The following is a 20,797-nucleotide window of genomic DNA, read 5'->3' on the forward strand; positions in this document are numbered from 1 at the left end:
AACCGCGCGGAGCCTCGATGCCATGATGCCGGAGCAGGTGCTCGAAGAGTTCCGTAACGCCGGTGCCCTGCTGGAGGGCCACTTCATCCTCAGCTCGGGCCTGCATTCGGGCGTCTTCCTGCAGAAGATGGCGATCTTCTCCGAGCCGCCGCGCACCGAGCGCCTGTGCCGGGCGCTGGCCGAGGCGATCCGCGAGCGCTTCGGACCGGTCGACATCGTGGTCTCGCCCGCGATCGGCGGCATCGTCCCCGGCTACGAGACGGCACGCCATCTCGGGGCACGAGCGATCTTCGTCGAGCGCGAGCCCGGCAAGCCTTTCCAGCTCCGGCGCGGCTTCGCGATCCCGAAGGGCACCAGGGCCGTGATCGTCGAGGATATCGTGACCACGGGCCTGTCGGCACGCGAGTGCCTCGCCTCCCTGCAGGACCAGGACGGCGAGATCGTCGGGGCGGCCTGCCTGATCGACCGCTCGGGCGGCCGCGGCGAGATCGGCGTCCCGCTCCTCTCCCTCGTCACCCTCGATATCCCCGCCTACCCGGCCGACGCGCTGCCGCCGGAACTCGCCGCGATCCCCGCGGTGAAGCCGGGCAGCCGCGCCATCCCGGTGTGAGGTGAGGCCCCGTCCACTCTCGGCAGGCGACTTCAACGAGAGTGGACACGGCCTCGAGCCGCGCACAACAAACGTGAGGTTTTGCTGTCAGGTTCGGCAGCGGACTACGATTCAGCGACAAGCAAATCTGATTGTCCCAGCGGCCGCTTGACAGGCACCAGCCCAACTCTCAAAGATAAGCCAGCATTCTCCAAACAGATCAAATGTGCGTGCGCAAGTTGTCGAGACCTGTGATCGTGTGTGCGATTTAAATAAGAGCTTTTTCAGAACGAGAGCTGACAGAAGCGAGCGTGCCGGCCACGCTCACGGATTTCGGGCATCCCCGAACATTGGACACCTTCATCTCGGGATCGCGATCTCCGCATCCTGAGGATTCTCTCGGCTTCTTTCGAACAGGCGAACGCCGTCATGCCCACTCAACAGCGCAGCGCACTCTTCATCGACGGCGCGAACCTCTACGCCACGACCAAGGCTCTCGGCTTCGACATCGATTACAAGCGCCTGCTGAAGGAATTTCAGAGCCGGGACAACCTAATCCGGGCTTTCTACTACACGGCCATGATCGAGGATCAGGAATACTCCTCGATCCGCCCGCTGATCGACTGGCTTGACTACAACGGTTACCGCGTCGTCACGAAGCCCGTGAAGGAGTTCACGGACTCGATGGGCCGGCGCAAGATCAAGGGCAACATGGACATCGAGCTCGCGATCGATGCCCTGGAGCTCGCCGCCTACATCGACCACATGGTCCTGTTCTCGGGCGACGGCGATTTCCGCTCGCTCGTCGAGGCCATGCAGCGCCGCGGCGTGCGCGTCACGGTGGTGTCGACCATCCAGACGCAGCCGGCGATGATCGCCGACGACCTGCGCCGGCAGGCCGACGAGTTCCTCGACCTCGTCCAGCTCATGCCGAAGGTCGGACGCGACCCCGGCGAGCGCCCGGCGCGCCCCGCGGGCGACAATGGACGCCCGACCCGCGACACCGCCGAGCGGGCGCCGCGGGGCAACCCGGGCCTGGAGAGCCGCTACGGCATCCGCCAGGGGCCGGGCAACGAAGACGTCGGGGAGGATTGAGGCGCAGAGCGACCGGCGGACCGGCTCAGCCCCGGTCGCGCAGGAGCCGCGCCCGGTCGCGCTCCCAGTCGCGCTGCTTGGCGCTCTCGCGCTTGTCGTGGAGCTGCTTGCCCTTGCCGAGGCCGAGCTCGACCTTCGCCCGGCCGCTCTCGTTGAAGTAGATCTTCAGCGGGATCACCGTGAAGCCCTGGCGCTGCGTGGCGCCGATCAGCTTGTCGATCTGCCGCCGGTGCAGGAGGAGCCGCCGCGGCCGCTTGGTGTCGTGGTTGAAGCGGTTGGCCTCGAGGTATTCGGGGATGTAGGCGTTGAACAGCATCAGGTCGTTGCCTGACGGCCCCGCATAGGCCTCGCCGATCGTCGCCTTGCCGTTGCGGAGCGACTTCACCTCGGTCCCGGTGAGTGAGATTCCGGCCTCCAAGGTCTCCGTGATGGCGTAGTGGAACCGCGCGGCGCGGTTGTCCGCGACGACGCGGCGGGACGGGTCGGATTTCGGGGCCATCGCGCTATCGTCTCAGGCCGGCCGCCCGATGCGGCCGGGCCGGTGCATATGGGTCGGTCCGCATCGGCGGACGAGGGCTCTCAGCCCTCGATCAGCCCGGCATGGCGCAGGGCGGCGTCGACGATGCCGCGCGTCTCGGCGCTCACCGGAAGGAGCGGCAGGCGCACCTCCTCGCTCATGTGGCCGAGCCGCGCCAGGGCGTACTTCACCGGCGACGGATTGGTCTCGCGGAACAGGCTCGTGTGCAACGGCATCAGCCTGTCCTGGATCTGCAGGGCTCGCGCATAGTCTCCGCCGAGCGTGGCCTCCTGCAGATCCGCGCAGAGGCGCGGCGCGACGTTCGAGACGACGGAGATGCAGCCGCGGCCACCGTGCGCATTGAAACCGAGCGCCGTCGCATCTTCGCCAGAAAGCTGGATGAAATCTTCGCCCATGGCTTGGCGTTGCAGGCTGACGCGGTCGATCTTGGCCGTGGCATCCTTCACGCCGGCGATGTTCCGGAGCTCGTACAGGCGCGCCATCGTCTCGACGCTCATGTCGACCACGGAACGGCCGGGGATGTTGTAGATGATGATCGGGATGCCGACCGCGTCGTTGACGGCCTTGAAGTGGGCGTACAGCCCGTCCTGGGTCGGCTTGTTGTAGTAGGGCGTGACGATGAGCACGGCGTCCGCCCCGGCCCGCTCCGCATGACGCGCCCGCTCGACGGCCTCAGCAGTCGAGTTCGAGCCGGCTCCGGCCACGACCGGCACACGGCCGCCGGCCTCGTCCACGCACACCTCGACCACGCGATCGTGCTCGGCGTGACTCAGCGTCGGGCTCTCGCCGGTGGTGCCCACCGGCACGAGGCCGTGCGTCCCCTGCTCGATCTGCCAGCTCACGAAGGCGCGGAAAGCCGCCTCGTCGAGGGCGCCCTCGCGGAACGGGGTCGCAAGCGCGGTCATCGAGCCCCTGAGGCGGCGCGCGTGTGTCTCGGTCATCCTGGCGTTCCCAGCCGTCGCTCTGTTCCCTCGCCGGAGGCCCGGCTGCTCCCCGCGAGGAGCGGCGCAGACATAGGGCTTCCGCCCCGCGCGCGCAAACAATCTGCGGTCGCGGTCAATGACTTCTTAACGGAGGAGGGGCGAGCCTGGGACATGCGCGCTCCCGTCGGGGACTGATCCAAGCCATGGCGATTTCCACCCGGCCTCCCCTCGCGGCCCTGGCCCTGGCGCTGATGGCGGGCGTCGCCTTCGCTGCGACGCTGCCCGCCGAGACGCGGGCGCCGATTCCCGAGGCCGCCTCGCAGCCGACGCCGCCCGCGAGCGACGCGAGCGCCCCCGCCGCGCAGGTGCAGGACGCGAAGACCAGGGTCGATCCCGTGGCGGCGGACGCCCTGCGGGTCGAGGCCGACACGACGGAGGCCGCGCCCAAGGCCGTGCCCCCGACCGCGGCGGCCTACGCCTCCGCCGATCCGGACACCCCGCTCGCCTTCCCGCTGCCCGATGCCGGAGTGGCGCCTGCCGCGCCCGTGCCCGAGATGCCGGACCCGGGCCGCGCCGCCCGCAGCGGCGACGCCGACGTGACGCAGCTCCGGCAGGCGATCGACCTCTACCGCAAGGGCAAGGTCGCGGACGGAGACCGGCTGCGCGAGAGCATCGCCGATCCGGCGGCGCGCGCCCTCCTCGAGTGGATCGCGATCCGCGCCGGTGCCGGCATCGGCTTCGAGCGCATCATGGCCTTCCAGCGCGCCAACCCCGACTGGCCGGCCGGCCCCCTCCTGCGCCGCCGGGCCGAGGAGGCGCTGCTCGCCGAGCGCAAGCCCGCCGCCACCGTGCGCGCCTTCTTCGCCGCTACCCGCCCGTCGAGTGCCCCAGGCCGCTTCGCGCTGGCCCTCGCCTTCCGGGCCGAGGGCCTCAACGAGGACGCCGCCGCCCTGGTGCGGGAGATGTGGCGCGAGGACGCGTTCGGGCGCTCGCTCGAGGCCAAGGTGCTCGACGCCTTCCCCGGCGTGCTCACCCGGGCCGATCATCGCTACCGCATGGAGCGCGCGCTCCTGAAGGAGGATTGGGAGGCGGCCGGCCGCGCCGCGGCGCTGGCCGGCGGCTCCTACGCGACGCTGGTGCGGGCGCGCCGGGCCGTGGAGGACAAGAGCTCGGGCGCCCTTGCCGCGCTCAACGCCGTGCCGCCGAGCCTGCGCAGCGATTCGTCCTACATCCTGTCGCGCGCGCAGTATCACCGTCGGGCCGACCGTGCGGCGGAAGCCGCGACGCTGCTCGCCGCCGCACCGACCAATCCGGACGTGCTCGTCGACGGCGACGAGTGGTGGGTGGAGCGCCGCATCGTCGCCCGCAAGCTGATGGATCTCGGCGACCCCAAAGGCGCCTACGCCGTGGCGAGCGGCCACAGCGCCCGCACCGTCGAGAAGCGGATCGAGGCCGAGTTCCACGCCGGCTGGATCGCCCTGCGCTTCCGCGGCGACGCCGTCGCGGCGAGCCTGCACTTCCGGCGCGCCGCCGACATTGCCGAGACTCCGATCTCGGTGGCGCGGGCCGCCTACTGGCAGGGCCGCGCCGCGGAGATCCTTGATCAGCCGGCCGACGCCAAGACCCATTACGAGCGGGCGGCACTCCAGCCGATCGCCTATTACGGCCAGTTGGCCCGAGCCAAGCTCGGGCAGACGAGCCTGCCGCTGCGCAGCCCCGCTCCCCTCGAGCCGGCCGGCCGCGCCGCTTTCGAGAACCGGCTCTGCGTGCGCGCGCTGCGGCTCCTCGGAGAGGCGTCGCTGAAGGAGCTCGCGCTGCCCCTCTACATCGACGCCGCGCAGAAGCTCACGGACCCGGGCGAATTGCAGGTCCTGGGCGACCTCGCCACCGAGATGAAGGATGCCCGCGCCCTCGTCGCCATCGGCAAGCTCGCCGTCCAGCGCGGCCTGCCCCTCGACGCCCATGCCTACCCGACGATTGGCATCCCGACCTACGAGACGTTCTCGGCGGTGCCCGCCGTCGAGCGGGCGATGGTCTTCGCGATCGCCCGCCAGGAGAGCCAGTTCGACCCGCGCGCGCAGTCGGGCGTCGGCGCCCGCGGCCTCATGCAGATGATGCCGGCCACCGCCCAGCGCACAGCCAAGCGCGTCAGCACGAGCTATGACCAGGACCGGCTCACGAGCGATCCCGCCTACAACGCCCGCCTCGGCCAAGCCCATCTCGGCGAGCTGATGGAGGATTGGCGCGGCTCCTACATCCTCGCCTTCGCCTCCTACAACGCGGGCGGCGGCAACGTGAAGAAGTGGATCGACGCCTACGGCGACCCGCGCAAGGGTGAGGTCGACGCGATCGACTGGGTCGAGCGCATCCCCTTCACGGAGACGCGCAACTACGTGCAGCGGGTGATGGAGAACCTGCAGGTCTACCGGAACAGGCTCGACGGCAAGAGCGCGCTGCTGATCGAGGGTGATCTCCAGCGCGGCGCCCGCTGAGGGGGGCGGCGCGCTCCGCTCAGCCCCTGGCCGGCGAGGCGGATGCGCGCATGCGTCCCGCCCCGGCACCGAGGGCGCAGCCTCCGAGATAGCACCAGAGCATCATCGCCGCGCTCTCGGTCCAGAAGCCGGCCCGGCCCGGCACCAGTCCCGCGAGGGCGACCGCTCCGAGGAGGGAGGCGGCGGTGAGGAGGCCGAGCCCGGTCGCGAGGCCGCGAGGCCAGCCGCCGAGCCAGCCCGCGCACAGTCCGAGGCCGAGCGCGCCGGCGAGGCCCGGCCACAGAGCGTTCAGCAGAACGATCATCGTGTCCATTCGGCTCACCCGCGCGGCGTGAGGACGACGCTCTGGGCCCCCGCCTCGGGCGCGCCCGAGGCCGCGGCGACCTGGTCGGCTCCGGCACCCGCCTGGAGCAGGTACTCGACGACGACCTGCGCGCGCAGGCGCGCGAGGTCCGGCTCCGGCTCGGCGTGCGCCGGGTCCGCGGCGCGCTCGGCCCTTCCGGTGGCCTTCTTGTCTGCCGGCTTCCCCTCCGCCGCCTGCCCCTTGGCCGACTTCGCCGCGTCCTTGGCCTGCTTGTCGTCCCGAGCCTGCTTGCTGTCCTTGCGGTGCGGGCCGTCCTTCGTCGGGGGAGCAGTCTTTCCGGATCTCGCGCCCGCTCCCGCCTCGGGAGCGGCTTTGCCGGTCCTGCTCTCGGCCGTGTCGATCGAGGCCGTGGTCTGGACGGCGGAGCCCTCCGTCTGCGGCTTCGCGAGTTGGCTGCCGGGCGGGTCGAGATGGGCCGCGACCTCGATCTTCAGGTCGGGGCAGAGCTTCGCGAGAGCCGCGACAGCATCGAGTACGGGATAGAAGTCGGGGCCGAGGGCGCTGCTGCCCTGCGAGAAGCGCAAGGGGTGCGCCCGGGTCTCGGCGGCGAGGTCGCGGCGGCAGGTCTCGCCGTCGCGCCGCTCCGGGGCGCCCGGCGTGCCGATTCTGACCGAGGCGCGCCACGCCGCCGGCAGGGTCGCCGGGAAGGCCGCGCGGAGGCGCCGCCCGCTCTCGGGATAGAGGCTGTCGCCCGAGAGCGTCACCTCCCGGTCGGACACCGCGAGCTCGCCGCTCGCCAGGATCGCGAACTGGGGAATCGCCGTCTCCAAGAGGGCGACGAGGTTCGGAGGCGCGCCCTCGGCGATACGGGTCCGGTCCACGACCCGCTCGCGGACGAAGCGCGGCCGCAGCGCGGCGAGCACCCGCTCGCGCGATGCCGCGTCCGGCAGGTGCCCGGTCAGGGTGACGCTGTCCGCGTCTCGCCTGAGGGCGACCCGGTAGGGCGAGAGCGGCACGGACTCGACCGCGACGCCGCCGAGTTCCACGCCGGTCGGCCGCCGATCGCGCAGCAGCGTGCCGATCTCGGCCACCGCCTGACCGTCCAGGGCGTGGCCGGCAGCCGACAGGCGGCCCGCCTCGAAGCTGACGCGGCCGTCCCGCAGCAACCCCGACGCCTCGAGCGCGAAGCGGGCGAGCGCGTCCGGGTCGATCCGCGGATCGATCCCGCGCGCGGTCCGCGTGCGATCCTCGACGGCGGCGCCTTCGGCCGCCTCCTGAGCCGCCTTGCGCAGGGCGCTCCGGGCCGCCTCGGAGACGACGTTGCCGGTCAGGGTCAGGCCGCCATCGGCGCGGCGCTCGACGGCGAACCGGAAGTCGGCAACCTGCGGCGCCCGGATCTCGATCCGGCCCGCGCTGAAGCCGGCGGGCAGGCTCGCGAGCGCGGCGCGCAGCGCCTCGTAGGCCTCCGCACCGGCGGCCTCACCCTCCAGGGACAGTGTCGTGTCGCGCACGGTGGCGACGGCGCCCGGTCCGAGAGCCTGCAGCCGCGCCACCGCGAAGGCGGCGGCGTCGAGGAAGTCCGGCGGACCGCCGCGGGCAGAGCGGGCCTCGTCGACGAGCGTGGCGGAGGGCGCCAGATCCGCCCGCAGCCGTGCCGCGATCTGTGCGCGCCCGATCTCCGCCGGACGATGCCCGGAGAGCTCGACCCGGTCCCGGGCCACCTGCGTCGCCGTCCACACGAAGGGCGAGACCTCCTCGACCAGGCCGACGCTTGACTGGACGCGGCGGGCGCCAGCCACATCGGCGAGCCGCAGGAGCAGCATGTCGCGCGCGCGCGCATCCGGCGCGTCGCCGCGGACCTCGAGGTCGCGCCCTTCCGCCGCGAGGCGGAACCACGTCTCGACCGCCGCATCGAGGGCGTTCCGCGGGTCCGTCGCCGTAGCGCGCCCGGCTGCCTCGACGGAACGCTCCAGGCCGGGCTGCCCATGGAGGGTGGCTCCGGCCCAGACCAGGCCGAGGGCGGGCAGGCCGAGCAGCCAGCCGTGACGCTGGAAGGCGGGAGAGGAGAGCACGGCGACCACGCTGCGTCCGGGTGAGAAGCCTCGGCGACGGTCCTGCAGTGGAACCCGCCATCACGGCAGCTTGAAGGCTATCCCCGCAATCCTCGGGGGGGCAAACGAAAAACCCCGGCCTCGCGGCCGGGGTTCTGGAGAGCGGGGTTAAGCCCGGTGCGGCGGCTTAGAAGTCGCGCTGCACGCGGAAGCGGGCCTGGAACGTGTCCTGCTGCGTGACCGTGAAGAGGTTCGTACCGGAGGACGTGTTGCGGTCCGCGTTGAGGACGCGGCCGTTGAGCGTGCCGACCTTGATGTACTGGGCCTCGGCGCCGATATCGAGATCCTTCACCGGCGACCAGATCAGGCTCGCGCCAGCGACGAACTGGTACGTGTCGCGCAGGACGGGGCTGAGGCCGAAGCCTGCCGTGCCCGGAGCGGCCGTGATCAGGTTGGTCGTGGGGTAGGTGACTGCGCCGCTGGTGAGCGTGCCGGCGGCCGTACCGATGTTGGCCAGAGCGGCGCGGGTGCCCGACGGGAAGCGCATCTCGCCGTAGCTGCCGAAGAAGGCCGAACGCCACTCGGGAGCCCAGTAGTGGAGGTACGAGCCGACCACCGTGAAGCTGTTCGAGAGCTCGATGCGGCCGGTGTTCGGGTTCACGACGGCGTCGGCCAGCCACTGGTTGAACGGGTTGCCGCCGTAGACCGAGGTCTGGTTGATGTAGGTGCCGGTGAAGGCGGTGTAGCCCGTGTAGATCGAGGCGCCCTCGCCGTAGGCACCCTGCAGGTAGAGGGCGTCGCCCGGCGCGATGAAGGGCGCGTTGACCTTCACGCCACCCTGCACGGCCCAGCCGTAGGTGGTCTGGGCGCCGACGAAGGCGCCGGTGGCGATGCGGGCCGCAGCCGGACCGCCGACGAAGGTCGCGTTGAGCGGACCGCCGACGTTGATGTCCTTGACCGCCGCCGAGATCTGGGCCGAACCCCAGGCCGCGTCGTAGCGGAGCGCGCCGACGAAGTCGGGCATGCGGGAACGCTCGACGGCGTCGATCTGGGTGACGCCGGTCACGACGCCCGCGGCGTTGCGCGAGATGATGATCGGGGTCGGGGCGGTCGTGCCCTGGAAGAAGGCGGCCGCCGTGCCCGCGCCCTGAGCAGGACCCGCGACCTGCGAGTAGAGCGGGTTCTTGCGGAACATCGGATCTTCCATCGAGATCGTCGCCGAGAAGCCCTCGCCGAACTTCGCCGTGTAGGCGAGCAGGTTCGTGGAGGGGACGTCGGAGCCGAGCGTCGAGGCGATGATCTCGAAGTCGTGGGCGTAGAAGTCGAAGAACGAGGAGGCGCGACCGGCGGTCAGGCCGGCGAACTGCACGAACGCCTTGTCGGCGACCACGAACTCCTGCACGCGGCCGAACGTGTCCTGACCGAAGGCCGGGAAGGCGTTGGCGATGCGCTGCTGGGTGCCCGAGGACATCTTGCTCTGGCCGGTGCGGCTCGCGATCTCGGCGCGGACGAAGGCGCGCAGCGTGCCGTAGCCGGTCTGGGTGCGCGCGTCGAGGTTGAGGCGCAGCAGGCCGCGGGACTGGAAGGCGTCACCGGCGCCGGAGACCTGACGGCTGCCGTCGGTCATGTAGCCGGCCTCGTAACGGGCGCGGCCCGAGATACGCAGGCAGGTCTCGGTACCCGGGATGTAGAAGAAGCCGGCTCCGTAGGCGGAGCAGACGCGGACGAACTCGACAGGAACGGCCTTCTTGACGGGAAGGTCCGCGGCCTGAGCCCCTGCGACGACGGTCAGCCCCGCCGCCGACCCCAGAAGAAGGCTCTTCACGAGCTTCATAGTGAAACCTCCAAAAGCTTCGAGACCCTCGGGACCGGACGTTATGTCGGCACCGGCTTTCCTTGCGCGCCGGCTTGTCCGCTCGTCCTTTTTCCCGTGGAGGTCTGGCCCTCCCCGCACGGGCATCGGCCGAACCTTGGGCGGGATTTCATCCCTGCCTTGGCCATACCATGAGCGAGGGTCCGCCCGGCGGCAACACGGATCAGCAAGTTCACAGCTGCGTGAGAGGGCTTTGCCAGGTGCTGTTGCAGGTCAGCAACGAATCCATACACGAGGCGCCGCTTAACCTGCCGATCGGGCGGCTTTCCCGGGGCTCCTGAGCCGCCTCAGCAAGATCGGACGAGGTGAAGGGAACGTCCTCCAGGCGGCGCGCAAGGTAATCCGGCCCGCCTCTTCGGCATTCGATTCGAGAATCGGGCGGTCGATTCAGGCGCCGGACGCCTCGCGCTGCATCTCCAGCGTGAGCCAACGCTCTTCTGCAACCGCGAGCTCGCTTTCCGCATCGACGAGGGTCGCGGATGCCTTCTCGAAGCGAGCCGGATCGCGGGCGTAGAGATTCGGATCGGCCAGGATCTCGCGCAGCTTGGCGATGGCGCCCTCGAGCTTCTCGATGCGCGCCGGGAGGGTCTTCAGCTCGTGCTGCTCCTTGAAGCCGAGCTTCGCCCGTGCCGCGCCCGGCGCTTCCTGAACGGCCTGCCGCTCGCGGAGGGACGCCTTCCTCGGCTCCGGCTTCGGACCCGTGCGGGCCTGAATGCCGGCGCCGCGCTGCGCCACCATGTCGGTATAGCCGCCCGCGTACTCGATCCAGCGCCCCTCCCCCTCGCTCACGAGCACGCTGCCGACGACCCGGTCGAGGAAGTCGCGATCGTGGCTGACGAGGATCAGGGTTCCGGCATAGTCGCCGAGCATCTCCTGGAGGAGGTCGAGGGTCTCGAGATCGAGGTCGTTCGTCGGCTCGTCGAGGACGAGGAGGTTCGAGGGCTGCGCGAGCGCCTTGGCGATCAGGAGGCGGTTGCGCTCGCCGCCAGAAAGGACGCTCACGGGCGTGCGCGCCTGCTCGGGCGTGAACAGGAAGTCCTTCAGGTAGCCGATCACGTGGCGGCTCTCGCCGCCGACCGAGACCGTGTCGCCGCGCCCGCCCGTCAGAACCTCGGTGACGGTCTGTCCAGGCTCCAGCACGGCGCGCGTCTGGTCGAGGAGCATCATCCGGAGGTTGGTGCCGAGCTGCACGCTGCCCGAATCGGGCTCGAGCTTGCCGGTGAGCAGGTTGACGAGGGTGGTCTTGCCCGCCCCGTTCGCTCCGACGATGCCGAGCCGGTCGCCGCGTGCGACGCGCAGGGACAGGCCGTCGACGATGCGCCGCGCTCCGTAGGACTTCGCGACGTTTCGCGCCTCGACCACGATGGTGCCGGAGGATTCCGCCTCGGTCGAGGTCATGCTGACGGTACCGACCGGGCGGCGGTCCTCCCGCCGCTGCTGCCGCAGGGCGTGCAGGTTGCCCAGGCGCCGGACGTTGCGCTTGCGGCGGGCGGTGACGCCGTAGCGGAGCCAATCCTCCTCGGCGGCGATCTTGCGGTCGAGTTTGTGCCGGTCCCGCTCCTCTTCCTCGAAGAAGGCGTCGCGCCACGCCTCGAAGCCCGAGAAGCCCTGCTCGATGCGCCGCGTCACGCCGCGGTCGAGCCAGATCGTCGCCCGCGACAAGGCGGAGAGGAAGCGCCGGTCGTGGCTGATCAGCACGAGGGCCGAGCGCGTGCCGCGCAGCTCCGCCTCGAGCCACTCGATGGCGGGCAGGTCGAGGTGGTTCGTCGGTTCGTCGAGGAGCAGGATGTCGGGCTCGGGCGCCAGCGCCTGGGCGAGCGCGGCACGCCGCCCCTCGCCGCCGGAGAGGCGGCGGGGATCCTCCTCGCCGGTGAGGCCGAGGCTTTCCAGGAGGTAGCGGGCCCGGTGCGGGTCGTCGCCGGGCGCGAGACCGGCCTCGGCGAAGGCGAGCACCGTCTCGAACCCCGAGAAATCCGGCTCCTGCGCGAGGTAGCGGATCGTCGTGCCCGGCTGCACGAAGCGCGCGCCCCGGTCGGGCTCGATCAGCCCGGCCGCGATGCGCAGCAGGGTCGACTTGCCGGACCCGTTGCGCCCGACGAGGCAGGCGCGCTCGCCCGGCGCGATCGCGATCTCGGCGCGCTCGATCAGCGGCGTGCCGCCGAAGGTGAGCGCGACGTCCTGGAGGGTGAGAAGCGGGGGAGCGGCCATGCGCGGGCTTATGACAGCGCGCGCGACCGCGAACAATTCCGCCGGCCGGCCTCAGGCCGTGGGATTGGCCGGCCCCGTCGGCGAGGGATCGGGCGTGATCTGGGGCGAGGGCCCGGGGTCGTTGATCGGGATCTCGGCCGGGCGCCCGCCGGGCGCCTCCTGCGGCGTCTCGCCGGGAATCTCCGGGCCGGGACTCGGCTGCGGAGTCTGCGGCGGCTCGTAGGGGGTCTCCGGGATCGGAGCCTCGGGGATCGGGCCCGGGTTCGACATGCGCGACGCTCCTCCTCACAGCGACGGGGTGTCGTCGCCAACGGATGCCCGCGCGCAGCGGTTCCTCGGGGAGCGCACGCTCTCCCGCCCCCTTCCGCTACTTCTTCGTGAGGAGGAGGTTGCCCTCCTTGCCGACCGACTTGCGGATCTTCTCGGCGAAGAGGGCGAGCAGCAGCGGCAGGCGAACCTCGACGCGCACGCTGTCCTGGCCGACATCGATCTGACCGTCGACGCTCTGCGTCAGCGCCGAGAGGGCGAAGTCGAGCCTGTCGCCCGTCCAGGCGAGATTGCCGATCGTGACGCCGCTCTTGCCGAGCAGCGCCCGGCCCTGCTCCACGCCGGTCTCGATGCGGCGCCGGGCCTCGTCCCGGCCGAGCTCGTGCGGGATCTCGACGATGAGGGGCTTGGCCATCTGCGGGTATCGTCCTCTTGGGCTGAACCCTGCTCAGATGGGGCCGCTCTGCGCCCCGGGCAACGCCGGCGCGCTGGCGCCGGCGCCGGAAGGTCAGTCGAGCACGTGAAGCGAGACGTAGGTGGTGCCGCCCATGCCGAGGGCCCGGGCCGAGCCGCGGGACAGGTCGATGATGCGGCCGCGCACGAACGGGCCCCGATCGTTGATGCGGACCACGACGGAACGGCCCGTGCGCGCGTCGGCGACCCGGACGCGGGTGCCGAAGGGCAGGCTGCGATGGGCGGCGGTCAACCCGTTCGGGTTGAAGCGCTCGCCATTCGCGGTCCGGCTGCCGCTGCCGTACCAGGAAGCCGCGCCGGACTGGGCCGAGGCGGTGTTCAGGGCGGCGACGGAGAGGACGGTTCCGAGGATGGCGGCGGCGGTCCAACGAACGGGCTTCATGTGCATCCCGCATTCCCTTGTTGTTTGTGACGGTCGCGGAAAATGAAGCGGATGTCGGCCAAAATGAGACGCCGCTCTTCGAACGGCGTTCAGGCCGCATGCAGGCTATATCCAACGCGCAAGCTCGGGTTGACCGGTCTAAGCAACGTGCAAGATCTGATTTCTTCAGCGCCACTTCGTTCGGCGGGCCAAATACATCGGTCTGCTGCCCTCTAAAGAAGACGGCAAGTCGAACGAGAACGGCATTCCGGCCGACGAGACCTGCGTGCGGCGAAACCCTGCCCCACGCGACATGCGGGAACTTTTCCCGCGCTTGCCCCGCGTGCGGGAATCGCGACCGTGCCGTTGCTCAGAGGTTTGTGCGGACGAATGGCTGACAGGCGCGAGCGTTGTCCGCCCGGTTCTCAGCGATGAGAGCCTGCCGCGCTCACGTCGAGCCGAGGATAGAGGCAGGCCAGCACAGCAGAGATCCGCGCGAGTCAGAATTCGAGCTTGATCTGCCGCACCTTACCGCAGTGCATCATCCTCGTTCTGCTGAGAAGGCGTGCCGCTCGGCAAAATCTGCAGCCCCAAATCGAGACGCCTTTTCTCGAACCTGGCAACCCGACCTTTACCCTACCCGCAGCATGGTGCCCCGGTCAGTCGCGTAACCGGTGTTTGCCATGGCTTCCCAGCGTACCGTGGTTGCCGGCGCCGCCGCCCGGAAACAAGTCTCGCGTACCGGGCGGGTCGCGCCGGCGCCACGGATGGGTCTCGTACCCGCCGTCCAGCGTCTTCCCCTCGACGACATCCTGATCGGCGACTGCATCGCCGCGATGAACAGCCTGCCGGCCGCGTCGGTCGACTGCGTCTTCGCCGACCCGCCCTACAATCTCCAGCTCGGAGAGGGCTCGCTGCTGCGCCCTGACCAGAGCCGCGTCGATGCCGTGGACGACGACTGGGACAAGTTCGCCAGCCTCGCGCAGTACGACGCCTTCACGCGCGACTGGCTCACCGCCTGCCGCCGGGTGATGAAGCCGAACGCCACGCTGTGGGTGATCGGCTCGTACCACAACATCTTCCGCGTCGGCAGCGTGCTGCAGGATCTTGGTTTCTGGATCCTCAACGACATCGTCTGGCGCAAGGCCAACCCGATGCCGAACTTCCGCGGCAAGCGCTTCACGAACGCCCACGAGACCCTGATCTGGGCCTCGCGCGACCAGAGCGCGAAGTACACCTTCCACTACGAGGCGCTGAAAGGGGGCAACGAGGACCTCCAGATGCGCTCGGACTGGTTCATCCCGCTCTGCACGGGCGAGGAGCGGCTGAAGGACACCGCCGGCCAGAAGGTCCATCCGACACAGAAGCCGGAGGCGCTGCTGGCGCGCACCCTGCTCTCGGCGACGAACCCGGGCGACGTGATCCTCGACCCGTTCTTCGGCACCGGCACGACGGGTGCCGTGGCCAAGCGCCTCGGGCGCCGCTTCATCGGGATCGAGCGCGAGACCGTCTACGCCGACGCCGCCCGCCGCCGCATCGCCGCGGTGGAGCCGCTCTCGCAGGCCGCCCTGGCGCTGGCGCCGGCCAAGCGCGCCGAGCCGCGGGTGCCCTTCCTCAGCGTGATCGAGGCCGGCCATGTCCGTGCCGGCGAGACGCTCACCGACGCCCGCGGCCGCTTCAAGGCGGTGGTCCGCCCGGACGGGACCGTGATGACCGGGCCGGTCAGCGGCTCGATCCACAAGATCGGTGCCCTCGTCCAGGGGCTTCCGGCCTGCAACGGCTGGGATTTCTGGCACGCGGAGCGCAACGGCCGACGCGTCGTGATCGACACGTTCCGCGCCGAGATGCGCGCGCAGATGGGCTGAACGCTGCCGGGTCCGGCGCCGGGCCCGTGTCGCCTCAGCGCTTCGGCGCCCGGGGTCGGCGTGCCCTCACCGCCGGCCTGGAAGGTGCCCGACCCTCCTCATCCCCCACTTCGGCCTCGTCCCGGGTGGGGCGGGGCGTGATCCGCGGCGCCGGCTTCGGCACGGGCCTGAAGCGCGGTGCGGGCGCCGGCACTTCGTCGGGCGCCTCGGCGATGGCCAGCAACGGCGCCGGCGCGGGCTCGCGCTTCGGCCGCCCGCGCGGCTTCGCCTCGGCCTCGGGCTTCGGGTCGAAGGCGTGGGCCAGCACCTTCTTCATGAGGCCCGGCAGCGGCTCCTCGCCGAGATCGCGCCGGGGCGTGAAGCGCATGCCATCGGGGGGACGCGTGTCGAGAGCGACACGGGCCTGAAACACCGTGAGCTCCAGCGGGAAATGCGTGAAGCCGTGGCGCACGAGGCCCGGCAGGCGTTTCCAGCGCGCGTCGAGCGGCGCATCGAGCAGGGCGCGGGCCGCATCGTAATCGGGCTCCCAGGGGCTCATCGGCGGCTCGGCCATGGCGCCGAGCAGGCCGCCGGGCGGGCGGGTCCGCAGCAGGATCGCCTCGTCGCCGCTGCGCACCGCGACGAAGGCCGCCCCCCGCCTGAGAGCTCCCTTCAAGGCCCTGACCTTGCGGGGGAAGGTCTCCTGCAGCCCGAGGTCCCGGGCCCGGCAGGGCGCCATCCAGGGGCAGAGCGCGCAGGCCGGCCGCTTCGGCGTGCAGATCGTGGCGCCGAGGTCCATCAGCGCCTGGGCGAAGTCGCCGGGCCGCTCCGCGGGGACGAGGGCCTGCGTCAGGCGGTGGATCTCCGGGCGACTGCCCGGCAGGGGCGCCTCGACCGCGAAGAGGCGCGTCATCACCCGCTCGACGTTGCCGTCGACCGCCGCCTCCTGGCGGTCGAAGGCGATCGCCGCGATGGCGCCGGCCGTGTAGGCGCCGATGCCGGGGAGCCGGCGCAGGCCCTCCGCATGGTCCGGGAAGCGGCCCGCCCCCGCCACGGCACGCGCGCAGGCGTGGAGATTGCGCGCGCGCGAGTAGTAACCGAGGCCGGCCCAGGCCGACATCACCGCCTCCTCGGGCGCCGCGGCCAACGCCTCCACGGTGGGAAAGCGTGCGAGGAAGCGCTCGTAATACGGCCGCACCGCCGCGATCGTGGTCTGCTGCAGCATCACCTCCGAGAGCCAGACCCGGTACGGGTCGGGCCGCTCGCCGGGCAACGCCCGCCACGGCAGGACGCGCCGGTGCCGGTCGTACCAGCACAGGAGGTCGGCGGGCCGAGGTTGGCCGGTCTGGATGCCAGGCTTTGCCATGCGTGCGGCTGCATAGCCGTCCCTCCCGGCCTCTCCAAGGACTTCCGAGGGGCGGTGAGGAACAAGAAGCCTCGGCGCGCGAGATGGCAGGTTTCCCGAAACCGCACCCGCGCTACACTGCGCGGGAGGATCCGCCCTCAGGGGATCCGTGCCTCGTCTCGCAGTGGTGACCCATGGCGCGCGTCAGACCGCTGGCCGAACTCATCGAATCGTGCGTCGGCCCGGCCTTCGCGGCGCAGGGTTTCGCCTCGACCGACATTCTGGCCGCGTGGCCCGACATCGTCGGGCCGCGGCTCGCCCGCTACTGCCAGCCCTCGAAGCTCGAGTGGCCGCGCCGGCGCCGGAAGGATTCGGGCGGAGACGAGGGCGCGCGCCCGGAATCCGGCACCCTCGTCGTCCGGGTGGAGGGCGTGTTCGCCCTCGAACTGCAGCACCTCGCCCCCGTCGTGATCGAGCGCATCAACGCCCATTACGGCTGGGCCTGCGTCGGCCGCATCGTGATGAAGCAGGGCCGCGTCGAGGCGGGTCGGCGGCGACCGGAGGCGCTGCGCGTCGACCCGGCCCGGCGCGGCGAGGTGGCGCTCGCGGTCTCGACGATCGGCGACGAGGCGCTGCGCGACGCCCTCGACCGGCTCGGCACGGCGGTCGTCGCCGCGGCGCCGAAGCGCTGAGCCCCTGAGCGACAGCGCGGCGCCTTGCCACCTTCGCCCCGAGATTCTACCGCAGGCGTCGTCTCTCGCAGGAACTGTCACCGGAGCCCGTCACGACATGATCACCCGGCGCGACGCCCTCAAAGCCACCGGCTTCGCCCTCGGCGCGGCCATCCTCCTGCCGAAGCTGACGCTCTCGGCGCTCGCCGAGGGCGAGAACGCCGCGGCCCTGATGCAGCCGGGCCCCCTCGGGGACGTCTGGCTCGGGCCGAAGGACGCCAAGGTCACCATCATCGAGTACGCCTCGATGACCTGCTCGCACTGCGCGGCCTTCCACAGGCTCACCTGGCCGGCGCTCAAGGAACGCTACATCGACACCGGCAAGGTGCGCTTCACGCTGCGCGAGTTCCCCCTCGACCCGCTCGCCACCGCCGCCTTCATGCTGGCGCGCTGCGACGGCGACGCGAAGTACTACCCGATCACCGACCTGCTCTTCGACCAGCAGCAGAACTGGGCCTTCGTGCAGAAGCCGCAATCGCCCGTCGACGCGCTGGAGGGCCTTCTCCGGCAGGCGGGCATCAACAAGGAGAAGTTCGAGGCCTGCCTCAAGGACCAGAAGCTCTACGCGGGCGTCAACGCCGTGAAGCAGCGCGGGCTCGACGTGTTCAAGGTCGATTCGACGCCGACCTTCTTCATCAACGGCGAGCGCTACAAGGGCGAGATGACGATCGAGGGCATGGAGAAGGTCATCAAGCCGATCCTCGGCGCCTGACCCCACGCTCCGGGGCGGTCCCAGGGAACTCTCCCGGAGAACTCTCCCGGAGACTTGGGCCGCCCGCTCGCGGGAGTGCGGAAGAAGGTTGCGCGCAATGCGCGGCAAAACCGCGTTTCTATATGAATTACAATCACTTAGACCATGCCCGGCTCGCCTTGACACCCAAGAAGGGCGAAACTATGGTGCGCCGCGCTTGAAGGGGGCGTTCCAGCCGGTTCCTCTCGCTCTCGCCAATGTTGTGAGTATCGCCGTGAGCGGCAACGACGCGCGGGACGAGGGGGAGAACGGTCGGGCAGCGACACCGGACAGCGATCTCTCCGCGAGGCTCAGACGTCTCGAGACGCAGATTGAACGGAAGCGGCCCTCGGCCTCTCCCGGCCTTTCGTCGCGTTCCGGGTCTGCCGGGCCGTCCCCCCTCGGGCAAGCGATGCGGCTCTCCACGGAGTTCGTCGCCGGCGTGATAGCGGGGGGCATCCTCGGCTGGATCTTCGATCATCTCCTCGGGACTAAGCCCTGGGGCCTGATCGTGTTCCTGATGCTGGGCTTCGTCACGGGCGTCTACAACGTGATGCGCGCGTCCGGCTTCGGCGGGCGGCGCTCCGGACCGGACGACCGGCGGGGATCTTGAGAGACGGCAGGCTTGACGGGATGGGCCGGGGCGGACCCTCGGGACGCCCGGCTGACAACAAGGGACGGAAGCGGGCATGGCGGTCAGTGTAGACCCGATCCACCAGTTCGAGCTGCAGCCGCTCGTGTCGCTGGGTCACATCGGAAACCAGCAGATCGCCTTCACGCAGTCGGCGCTCTACATGTTCGCCGCTGTCGGCGTCATCGCGCTCCTGACCATCGTGGCCACCTCCGGCCGCTCAATCGTGCCGAGCCGCATGCAATCGCTGGCCGAGATCTTCTACGAGTTCATCGCCGACACGCTGCACCAGGCGACCGGCGACGAGGGCAAGCGCTTCCTTCCGCTCGTGTTCTCGCTGTTCATGTTCGTCCTCATCCTGAACCTGTTCGGGATGATCCCCTACGCCTTCGCGGTGACGAGCCATCTCATCATCACCTTCGGCCTCGCCGCTCTCGTGATCGGCGTCGTCATCGGCTACGGCGTGATGAAGCACGGGTCCCACTTCTTCGGCCTGTTCGTGCCCTCGGGCGTGCCGAAGCCGCTCCTGGCGATCCTGGTGCCGATCGAGATCATCTCCTTCGTGTCGCGGCCGATCAGCCTCTCCGTCCGTCTCTTCGCGAACATCCTCGCCGGCCATATCGCGATGAAGATCTTCGCTTTCTTCGTCGCAGCGCTCCTTTCCGCCGGCGCCTGGAGCGTGCTATCGCCCCTGCCGCTCGCGCTGACGATCGCGCTGACGGCCCTCGAGTTCCTGGTGGCCGCGCTGCAGGCCTACGTCTTCGCGACGTTGACGGCGATCTACCTCAACGACGCCCTTCACCCCGGCCACTGACGGTCGGCTCCACCCGCCGAAAACGATCACTCGTTCTTCCAACACCCTAGGAGTTTCACATGGATCCCGTCGCTGCGAAGTACATCGGCGCCGGCCTCGCCTGCCTCGGCATGGCGGGTGCGGGCATCGGCCTCGGCAACCTGTTCGGTCAGTTCCTCGCCGGCGCCCTTCGCAACCCCTCCGCGGCCGACGGCCAGCGCGCCACCCTGCTCCTGGGCTTCGCCCTCACCGAGGCGCTCGGCATCTTCTCGCTGCTGATCGCGCTGCTGCTGCTCTTCGCCGTCTAAGGTGCGGCAGACCGGCTGACTCCGCGGCACCGGCCGCGGAGACCCGGCCGAGACGGACGAGCGCTCCGACTCCGTGGGGCGCTCCCTTTTTTATCAGCCAACGGACGAGGCCATGGCGCAGCCCAACGCACTCACCACCCCCCCGCCTGGCTCCGACACGCATGTGGGCGCGCATACCGAGCAGCCCGCGCCCCACAAGGGCGCCTTCCCGCCCTTCGAGAGCCACACCTTCCTCTCGCAGCTGATCTGGCTCGCGCTGGCCTTCGGGCTCCTCTACTATCTCATGGACAAGGTCGCCCTGCCGCGGATCCAGGCGATCCTGCACGACCGGGCGAACCGCCTCTCCTCCGACCTCGACGAGGCGCAGCGGATGAAGTCCGAGGCCGACGCCGCCGGCGCGGCTTACGAGAAGTCCCTCGCCGACGCGCAGTCGAAGGCCCGCGACATCGCGCAGGAGACGCGCAACGCGCTCGCCGCCGAGGCCGAGACCAAGCGCAAGGCCCTTGAGGCCGACCTCAACCAGAAGCTTGCCGCCTCCGAGGCGACCATCCGCCAGCGCACGGGCGAGGCGATGGGCAACGTCCGCGAGATCGCGGGCGAGACGGCCTCGGCCATCGTCGAGCGGCTGACCGGACAGGCCCCGGACCAGGCCAGCCTCGACCGCGCGCTCGACCGCGCCGCCACCGCGCACTGAGACGGGAACGACACCGATGCTGATGACAGCCGAGTTCTGGGTCGCCGTCGCCTTCGTCGTCTTCCTGGCGATCGTCTGGAAGGTCGGCGGCTTCGGGATGATGACGAAGGGCCTCGACGGCCGCGCCAAGCGCGTCCGCTCCGAGCTCGACGAGGCCCGCCGCCTCCGCGAGGAGGCCGCCGCCGTGCTGGCCGACTACAAGCGCCGCCGCACCGAGGCCGAGCGCGAGGCCGAGGCGATCGTCGCCTCCGCCCGCGAGGAGGCCGAGCGGATCGCCGAGGAGGGCCACACCCGCCTCAACGACTTCGTCGCCCGCCGCACCAAGGCGGCCGAGACGAAGATCGCCCAGGCTGAGGCGCAGGCCGCCGCCCAGGTCCGGGCCGCGGCCGCCGACGCCGCCGTGCGGGTCTCGGAGACGATCCTGCGCGAGCGCATGCAGGGTGAGGCCGCCCAGGACCTCGTCCGCCTCAGCCTCGGCGAGGTGCGCAACCGCCTGCGCGCCTGAGCCGGGCGCCGACACCCATCGAGAAGCCGCCTCCGGGCGGC

Annotated in this window: 21 protein-coding genes; 11 read left to right on the plus strand and 10 right to left on the minus strand. The window is 70.7% G+C overall.

Going from position 1 to position 20,797, the window contains the following annotated elements; genetic code table 11:
* Positions 1-22 precede the first annotated feature (22 nt).
* Both pyrE and MOX02_RS02185 read left to right on the plus strand, forming a co-directional pair.
* Positions 23-610, plus strand: a complete 588-nt coding sequence (gene pyrE / locus MOX02_RS02180; RefSeq protein ID WP_147024082.1) for an orotate phosphoribosyltransferase — start codon at positions 23-25, stop codon at positions 608-610.
* A 408-nt stretch (positions 611-1,018) separates the two neighbouring features.
* Complete coding sequence (locus MOX02_RS02185) at positions 1,019-1,684, plus strand: LabA-like NYN domain-containing protein (RefSeq protein ID WP_147024083.1); 666 nt, start codon at positions 1,019-1,021, stop codon at positions 1,682-1,684.
* Positions 1,685-1,709: 25 nt separating this feature from the next.
* Here MOX02_RS02185 and smpB read toward each other — a convergent pair whose 3' ends face one another.
* Positions 1,710-2,183: an SsrA-binding protein SmpB gene (gene smpB / locus MOX02_RS02190; protein ID WP_147024084.1), complete on the minus strand. Its 474-nt coding sequence runs from the start codon at positions 2,181-2,183 to the stop codon at positions 1,710-1,712.
* Positions 2,184-2,263: 80 nt separating this feature from the next.
* Positions 2,264-3,163: a 4-hydroxy-tetrahydrodipicolinate synthase gene (dapA, locus tag MOX02_RS02195; RefSeq protein ID WP_147024085.1), complete on the minus strand. Its 900-nt coding sequence runs from the start codon at positions 3,161-3,163 to the stop codon at positions 2,264-2,266.
* Between the two features lie 185 nt (positions 3,164-3,348).
* Between dapA and MOX02_RS02200 the strand changes: the two genes are divergently transcribed.
* On the plus strand, positions 3,349-5,637 hold the full coding sequence (locus MOX02_RS02200; RefSeq protein ID WP_147024086.1) for a lytic transglycosylase domain-containing protein: 2,289 nt from the start codon (positions 3,349-3,351) through the stop codon (positions 5,635-5,637).
* Between the two features lie 19 nt (positions 5,638-5,656).
* Here MOX02_RS02200 and MOX02_RS02205 read toward each other — a convergent pair whose 3' ends face one another.
* From MOX02_RS02205 to MOX02_RS02235, 7 genes are all read right to left on the minus strand, one after another.
* Positions 5,657-5,950: a hypothetical protein gene (locus MOX02_RS02205; RefSeq protein WP_306424531.1), complete on the minus strand. Its 294-nt coding sequence runs from the start codon at positions 5,948-5,950 to the stop codon at positions 5,657-5,659.
* 5 nt (positions 5,951-5,955) lie between these two features.
* Complete coding sequence (locus MOX02_RS02210; protein ID WP_238179856.1) at positions 5,956-8,022, minus strand: OmpA family protein; 2,067 nt, start codon at positions 8,020-8,022, stop codon at positions 5,956-5,958.
* Between the two features lie 157 nt (positions 8,023-8,179).
* Positions 8,180-9,826 (minus strand): porin, encoded by a 1,647-nt coding sequence (locus MOX02_RS02215; protein WP_147024087.1) that lies wholly within the window; start codon positions 9,824-9,826, stop codon positions 8,180-8,182.
* 426 nt (positions 9,827-10,252) lie between these two features.
* Positions 10,253-12,073 carry an ABC-F family ATP-binding cassette domain-containing protein gene (locus MOX02_RS02220; protein ID WP_147024088.1) on the minus strand — a complete coding sequence of 607 codons (1,821 nt, stop codon included), beginning with the start codon at positions 12,071-12,073 and terminating at the stop codon, positions 10,253-10,255.
* A gap of 51 nt (positions 12,074-12,124) precedes the next feature.
* Positions 12,125-12,343, minus strand: a complete 219-nt coding sequence (locus MOX02_RS02225; RefSeq protein WP_147024089.1) for a hypothetical protein — start codon at positions 12,341-12,343, stop codon at positions 12,125-12,127.
* A 97-nt stretch (positions 12,344-12,440) separates the two neighbouring features.
* Positions 12,441-12,755: a polyhydroxyalkanoic acid system family protein gene (locus MOX02_RS02230; protein ID WP_147024090.1), complete on the minus strand. Its 315-nt coding sequence runs from the start codon at positions 12,753-12,755 to the stop codon at positions 12,441-12,443.
* 93 nt (positions 12,756-12,848) lie between these two features.
* A complete protein-coding gene (locus MOX02_RS02235; RefSeq protein ID WP_147024091.1) occupies positions 12,849-13,196 on the minus strand; it encodes a septal ring lytic transglycosylase RlpA family protein in 348 nt (115 codons plus the stop codon).
* Between the two features lie 662 nt (positions 13,197-13,858).
* On the opposite strand from MOX02_RS02235, the gene MOX02_RS02240 reads away from it, so the two are divergent.
* Positions 13,859-15,040, plus strand: coding sequence for a site-specific DNA-methyltransferase (locus tag MOX02_RS02240; protein ID WP_147024092.1), 1,182 nt, complete (start codon positions 13,859-13,861; stop codon positions 15,038-15,040).
* Positions 15,041-15,074: 34 nt separating this feature from the next.
* Here the strand turns inward: MOX02_RS02240 and mutY are convergent, their stop codons facing one another.
* Positions 15,075-16,385: an A/G-specific adenine glycosylase gene (gene mutY / locus MOX02_RS02245; RefSeq protein WP_147024093.1), complete on the minus strand. Its 1,311-nt coding sequence runs from the start codon at positions 16,383-16,385 to the stop codon at positions 15,075-15,077.
* Positions 16,386-16,558: 173 nt separating this feature from the next.
* Here mutY and MOX02_RS02250 point away from each other — a divergent pair, with 173 nt between their 5' ends.
* The 7 genes from MOX02_RS02250 to MOX02_RS02280 all read left to right on the plus strand — a co-directional run bounded on the left by MOX02_RS02250 (position 16,559) and on the right by MOX02_RS02280 (position 20,756).
* The gene (locus MOX02_RS02250) at positions 16,559-17,056 is read left to right on the plus strand and encodes a DUF721 domain-containing protein (protein WP_147024094.1); all 498 of its coding nucleotides are present in this window, start codon (positions 16,559-16,561) and stop codon (positions 17,054-17,056) included.
* Positions 17,057-17,153: 97 nt separating this feature from the next.
* Complete coding sequence (locus MOX02_RS02255; RefSeq protein WP_147024095.1) at positions 17,154-17,807, plus strand: DsbA family protein; 654 nt, start codon at positions 17,154-17,156, stop codon at positions 17,805-17,807.
* Positions 17,808-18,060: 253 nt separating this feature from the next.
* Positions 18,061-18,438: an AtpZ/AtpI family protein gene (locus MOX02_RS02260; RefSeq protein ID WP_147024096.1), complete on the plus strand. Its 378-nt coding sequence runs from the start codon at positions 18,061-18,063 to the stop codon at positions 18,436-18,438.
* A gap of 76 nt (positions 18,439-18,514) precedes the next feature.
* The gene (locus MOX02_RS02265) at positions 18,515-19,270 is read left to right on the plus strand and encodes a F0F1 ATP synthase subunit A (RefSeq protein ID WP_147024097.1); all 756 of its coding nucleotides are present in this window, start codon (positions 18,515-18,517) and stop codon (positions 19,268-19,270) included.
* Between the two features lie 59 nt (positions 19,271-19,329).
* Positions 19,330-19,557 carry a F0F1 ATP synthase subunit C gene (locus MOX02_RS02270; RefSeq protein ID WP_007566773.1) on the plus strand — a complete coding sequence of 76 codons (228 nt, stop codon included), beginning with the start codon at positions 19,330-19,332 and terminating at the stop codon, positions 19,555-19,557.
* Between the two features lie 112 nt (positions 19,558-19,669).
* Positions 19,670-20,251 (plus strand): F0F1 ATP synthase subunit B, encoded by a 582-nt coding sequence (locus MOX02_RS02275; RefSeq protein ID WP_147024098.1) that lies wholly within the window; start codon positions 19,670-19,672, stop codon positions 20,249-20,251.
* Positions 20,252-20,270: 19 nt separating this feature from the next.
* Positions 20,271-20,756, plus strand: a complete 486-nt coding sequence (locus tag MOX02_RS02280) for a F0F1 ATP synthase subunit B family protein (RefSeq protein ID WP_174804869.1) — start codon at positions 20,271-20,273, stop codon at positions 20,754-20,756.
* The last annotated feature ends 41 nt before the right edge of the window (positions 20,757-20,797 follow it).

Source organism: Methylobacterium oxalidis (assembly GCF_007992195.1).
Classification (GTDB): Bacteria; Pseudomonadota; Alphaproteobacteria; order Rhizobiales; family Beijerinckiaceae; genus Methylobacterium; species Methylobacterium oxalidis.